2 protein-coding genes and 1 pseudogene are annotated in these 5,555 nt (G+C 72.0%); 1 reads left to right on the top strand and 2 read right to left on the bottom strand.

The annotated features are described in order from the left end of the window. Both FNH08_RS43360 and FNH08_RS43355 read right to left on the bottom strand, forming a co-directional pair. Nucleotides 1-1,205: pseudogene (locus FNH08_RS43360) on the bottom strand (tetratricopeptide repeat protein); the annotation flags it as partial. Beyond that, nucleotides 1,202-3,049 carry an HSP90 family protein gene (locus FNH08_RS43355; RefSeq protein ID WP_152777008.1) on the bottom strand — a complete coding sequence of 616 codons (1,848 nt, stop codon included), beginning with the start codon at nucleotides 3,047-3,049 and terminating at the stop codon, nucleotides 1,202-1,204. The gene FNH08_RS43355 and the pseudogene FNH08_RS43360, both read right to left, overlap by 4 nt. A 167-nt stretch (nucleotides 3,050-3,216) precedes the next feature. On the opposite strand from FNH08_RS43355, the gene recG reads away from it, so the two are divergent. Further along, nucleotides 3,217-5,439: an ATP-dependent DNA helicase RecG gene (gene recG / locus FNH08_RS43350; protein ID WP_152777007.1), complete on the top strand. Its 2,223-nt coding sequence runs from the start codon at nucleotides 3,217-3,219 to the stop codon at nucleotides 5,437-5,439. Nucleotides 5,440-5,555 lie beyond the last annotated feature (116 nt).

The following is a 5,555-nucleotide window of genomic DNA, read 5'->3' as shown; positions in this document are numbered from 1 at the left end:
GGGGACGAGGCGGCGGGCTCCACGGCGGCCGGAGGCCGCGGCGCCGGAACCGGCACCTTCCGGGCCGTGCGCACACCCAACGGCAGCCGCTCCACCAACGGCCGCCGGTCCATGCGTTCCTCGGCCCGCGCACCCACGTACGGCGTGCCGTTGCGCTCGTCGAAGCGGGCGGCCAGCGAAAGGGCCTCCCCGCGCGCGTGGGCGGCCAGTTCGCCGGCCGTCCACCCGGTGCGGTCGGGGGGACCCGGCACCGGCTGATCGCCCATGCCGAGCTCGACCAGCCGGCCCATGAGCAGCGCCACGACCGCCATGTAGTCCAGCTTGCTGCGCGGGTCCCCGGTGTCCGTGAAGTACGCCGGGCGCTCGGCCAGCAGCTCCAGGCCGCGTGCCTCGTTGCCGGACAGGGCGCAGAACTCCACGTGGTCCGCGTAGGCGCCCCGCATGCTCTCCATGGGCCGTACGAGCCGGAAACCGCGCAGATGGTGGGCGCGGGCCTCGTCGAGGCGGCCCAGGCGCAGCAGCGGCAGCAGGGAGGCGGCCAGGACCGTGTGCGGCTCGTGGGCGCACGTGTACTCGCCCTCCAGGACGGGCGCCCACAGCTCCAGGGCCTTGTCGTCCGCGCGCCGCAGCGCCTGCCACCAGCCCTGTCCGTGCAGCTCGCAGGCGTGGCAGTCGGCCATGCTGTCCCGGTCGGCGGCCAGCCACGCCGTGTACGCCCGCTCGGCCCGCTCCAGGTCGCCGACGTGCGCGGCCACGCTGAACTCGGCGCTGCGCACGGCCCGTTCGGAGTGCCCGGCGAGGCGGTAGCGGCGCTCCATCTCGCCGAGCCACTTCTCGACGGAGGCGAGCGGGATGTGCGGCTGGTTCAGCATGCCGGCCGACATCCACTTGAAGACCCAGTGCAGCGAGTGGGTCTCGTACTCGTCGAAGTCCTCCGGGCTTTCGTCCCACATGCGCAGCAGGCGCGCGAAGGGGACGAACATCTTGTCCTTCTCGGAGCTGTAGTTGTAGACCTTCAGCTGGTGTCCGAGCGCCTCGGTCACGGCGAGCGGGATGGTCAGCTTCTCGGCCTGCGCGAGCAGGTGCTCCGCGCGCGCGTTGCGGGCGGGGCCCTCCGGCTGGTCGTAGTTCTCCGCCATCGCGTGGCGCAGCTCGTCGAAGTCGGTGATCTCGGCGAACTCGCCGAACTGGCTGAACTGGCTCATCGGCGTCCGTCCTCCCCGGACTCGGTGTGCGTGGCCCACTCCAGGAGGCCGATGAACGCGCGGTTCAGCAGCGCGGAGTCCGCGGGCCTGAGGGGGCGCTGGGCCATCAGCAGGGCCTGACCGTAGAGGGACTCCGTGGCGGTGCCGATCAGCTCCCGGTCGCTGAGGGAACTGATCCTCCGGATCAGCGGGTTGAGGTGGTTGAGCACCAGCCGCGCGCGCGGGGCGCTGCCCCTGAGGGAGCCGAGGATGCCCGCCCACAGGTCGTCGGCCTGCTCCTCGGCCTCCGCACGGGCCTGCTCGTGCCGGGCCGCCCGGTCGTCCAGGTGCAGCGCGGGCACGGACAGCGGATGGAAGGCCCGGAGCACGACATCGCACCCCAGGGGGTCGAGCTTGCCCCGCGCGGCGGACAGGAAGCCCGACAGCGCCAGCTCCTCCGCCGGGTCCACCGCGTCCAGGTGCGCGGTCACCGTGTCGGCGTCCAGCTCGGCGACCACCGTCCCCGGGCGCACCGACGGCAGCGCCTCGACGAGCTCGCTGTCGTACGTGTAGCCGCCGTTGACGACGCCGACGCCCTGCGCGGACGCGATCGGCGCGACCTGCCGGTACTCCTCGACCGTCCGCGTGAAGTGCACGATCGGATGCCGCTGCGCGAACTCCTCCAGGGACAGCCGCCCGTCCGTCGTCTCGAACGGCAGCCACGGCAGCATCGTGCGCAGCATCTCCTTGTCGTGCCGCGCCAGGGACTTCACGCCCAGGTGGTGCACCGACAGGAAGGCCGCCAGCCGCTCCGGATCACCCGCGGCCAGCCCGGTCAGCCAGGACCGGATGCGCTCGCCCAGGGCCTCCCGTACGGCCGCGAGGGTCTCGTCCTCGTACAGCGACTCGCGGGACGCCGTGGGCCGCAGGCTGTCCGTGTCCAGGACGCAGCGCACGAAGAACGCCCAGTCCGGCAGCAGCTGTTCGGCCCGCTCGGTGAGCAGCATGCCCTTCAGGTGCACGCGGTGGCTCGCGCGCTGGGCGGGGCTCACCGCGGACGGCAGCACGTACGCCACGCCCTTGATCCCGGCCAGCGGCACGTCCAGCTCGATCGAGTCCAGCGGTGTGAACCCGAAGAGCTCGTGGCAGTGCCGCGCCAGGGCCACTCTCCGGGTGGCGGGCGACGGGTACGCGCGGTCCCAGGGCGCCGGCAGGTCGGTGACCGCCTCGTCGCCCACGCGCACGTCGTACGGCAGCAGCGACCCGAAGTCCCGCGCCAGGGACAGCACCCGCTCCTGGCTCAGCCAGTCGGTCGCCCCAGGACGCGCCATCAGGTGCACGGTCGTGCCGGGCTCGGTGCGGGCGTCCTCGGGCAGTGTGCGCACGGTGTACGAGCCGTCGTCGGTGGCCGTCCACTCCACGGGCGCCGCGTCGGGCGTACGGGCGCTGCGGCTGACGACGCGGATGCGCTCGGCGACGACGAAACACGCCAGCAGGCCGATGCCGAACTGGCCCAGGAAGTCGGAGCGGGCCGACTCCAGACCGTCGGCCCGCTTGGAACTGCGGCCGATCGTCGCCAGCAGGTTGTGCACGTCGGACTCGGTGAGCCCCACGCCGGAGTCCTCCACACGCAGGGAGCCGCCCTCCGCGAAGAGCCGCACGCGGGCGGGCGCGTCGGGCTGCTCGGCCCGTCTCGCGGTGATCGCGTCCACGGCGTTCTGCAGCAGCTCGCGCAGGTAGACCTTCGGACTGGAGTAGAGGTGATGGGACAGCAGGTCCACCAGACCACGAAGGTCGACCTGGAAAGTGTGAGGTGAGTGAGGTGACTGAGGTGCCTGGGATGACTGTGAGGTCTGGGAATCCATCGTCACGGCGCCGCGGGTGGGGGATGTTCGACGGCGCGGGGTCGGGCGGTCCCGGTGGGGCGGTGACCGCGGAGGAGGCCGGGAGTGCGTCATCCTAGGCCGCGAACTACCCGTCTGACCAGCGGATTTCCAAGACGTATACGGCATTGTCAGTGCCGTGGTGTGCAATGGATCTCGTGCCCGCACTGCGAGAACCACTGGAACAGCCTCTGAAGTCCGTGCTCGGCGCTGCCACCGCGAAGGTGATGGCCGAGCACCTCGGCCTGCACACCCTCGGAGACCTGCTCCACCACTACCCCCGCAGGTACGAGGAGCGCGGGCAGCTCACCCAACTCGCCGACCTGCCCATGGACGAGCACGTGACGGTGGTCGCCCAGGTCGCCGACGCCCGCCTGCACACGTTCGCCTCGGCCAAGGCCCCGCGCGGCAAGGGCCAGCGCCTCGAAGTGACCATCACCGACGGCAGCGGCCGCCTCCAGCTGGTCTTCTTCGGCCACGGGGTGCACAAGCCCCACAAGGAGCTCCTGCCCGGCACCCGCGCCCTGTTCGCCGGCAAGGTCTCGGTCTTCAACCGCCGCCTGCAGCTGGCCCACCCGGCGTACGAGCTGCTGCGGGGCGACACCGGCGAGGCCGCGCACGCCATCGACAGCTGGGCCGGCGCCCTCATCCCGATCTACCCGGCCACCGCCAAGCTGGAGTCCTGGAAGATCGCCAAGGCGGTCCAGACGGTCCTGCCGAGCGCCCAGGAGGCGGTGGACCCCCTGCCGGAGTCGCTGCGGGAGGGCAGGAACCTCCTCCCGCTCCCGGAAGCCCTGCTGAAGATCCACCAGCCCCGTACCAAGGCGGACACCTTCGCCGCCCGCGACCGCCTCAAGTGGGACGAGGCCTTCGTCCTCCAGGTCGCCCTCGCCCGCCGCCGCCACGCCGACGCCCAACTCCCGGCCGTGGCCCGCACCCCCAGCCCGGACGGCCTCCTCACCACCTTCGACGCCCGCCTCCCCTTCACGCTCACCGACGGCCAGCAGAAGGTCTCCCGGGAGATCTTCGGCGACCTGGCCACGGAGCATCCGATGCACCGGCTGCTGCAGGGAGAGGTCGGATCTGGAAAGACGATGGTGGCCCTCCGCGCCATGCTCGCCGTAGTCGACGCCGACGGCCAGGCGGCCATGCTCGCGCCCACCGAAGTGCTCGCCCAGCAGCACCACCGGTCGGTCACGGAGATGATGGGGGAGCTGGCCGAGGGCGGCATGCTGGGCGGTGCCGAGCACGCCACCAAGGTCGTCCTGCTCACCGGCTCCATGGGCGCCGCGGCCCGCCGTCAGGCGCTGCTCGACCTGGCCACCGGGGAGGCCGGGATCGTCATCGGCACGCACGCGCTGATCGAGGACAAGGTGCAGTTCCACGACCTGGGTCTCGTGGTCGTCGACGAGCAGCACCGGTTCGGGGTCGAGCAGCGCGACGCCCTGCGCGGCAAGGGCAAGCAGCCGCCGCACCTGCTCGTCATGACCGCCACGCCCATCCCGCGCACGGTCGCGATGACCGTGTTCGGCGACCTGGAGACCTCCGTCCTCGACCAGCTCCCCGCCGGCCGCTCCCCGATCGCCAGCCATGTCGTACCGGCCGCCGACAAGCCCCACTTCCTCGCACGCGCGTGGGACCGGGTGCGGGAGGAAGTGGAGAACGGGCACCAGGCGTACGTGGTCTGCCCCCGGATCGGAGACGAGGAGGACGCCCCCGGGAAGGGCAGGAAATCCGCCGAGGACGAGGCCGAGAAGCGCCCGCCCCTCGCTGTCCTGGAGGTCGCCGACCAGCTGGCCAACGGCCCGCTCCAGGGACTCAAGGTCGAGGTCCTGCACGGCCGCATGCAGCCCGACGACAAGGACGCCGTGATGCGCCGCTTCGCCGCGGGCGAGACCGACGTCCTCGTCGCGACCACGGTCATCGAGGTCGGTGTGAACGTCCCGAACGCCACGGCGATGGTGATCATGGACGCCGACCGTTTCGGCGTCTCCCAGCTCCACCAGTTGCGGGGCCGCGTCGGCCGTGGCTCCGCCCCGGGCCTCTGCCTCCTGGTCACCGACATGCCGGAGGCGAGCGCCGCCCGCGCCCGTCTCAACGCCGTGGCCGCCACCCTCGACGGCTTCGAGCTCTCCCGCATCGACCTCGAACAGCGCCGCGAGGGCGACGTCCTCGGCCAGGCCCAGTCCGGCGCCCGCACCTCACTGCGCATGCTCGCGGTGATCGAGGACGAGGAGATCATCGCGGAGGCGAGAGAGGAGGCGGCGGCGGTCGTGGCCGAGGACCCGGAGCTGGAGCACCTTCCGGGCCTGCGCACGGCGCTGGACGCGCTGTTGGACGAGGAGAGAGAGCAGTATCTGGAGAAGGGCTGAATTCTCAGCCTGTCCAGGCACAACCAGCCCGTCCGGGCCCGAAAACGAGGCGGTACCGGGCACCACCAGCCCGTCCGGCGTTTGAGGACGAGGCCGTTCAGGCCGAGCACCCACCC

This window comes from Streptomyces spongiae (assembly GCF_009377185.1).
In the GTDB taxonomy this organism is placed as follows: domain Bacteria; phylum Actinomycetota; class Actinomycetes; order Streptomycetales; family Streptomycetaceae; genus Streptomyces; species Streptomyces spongiae.
Note: the sequence above shows the minus strand (reverse complement) of the source record. Positions and strands in the feature narration are given on the sequence as shown.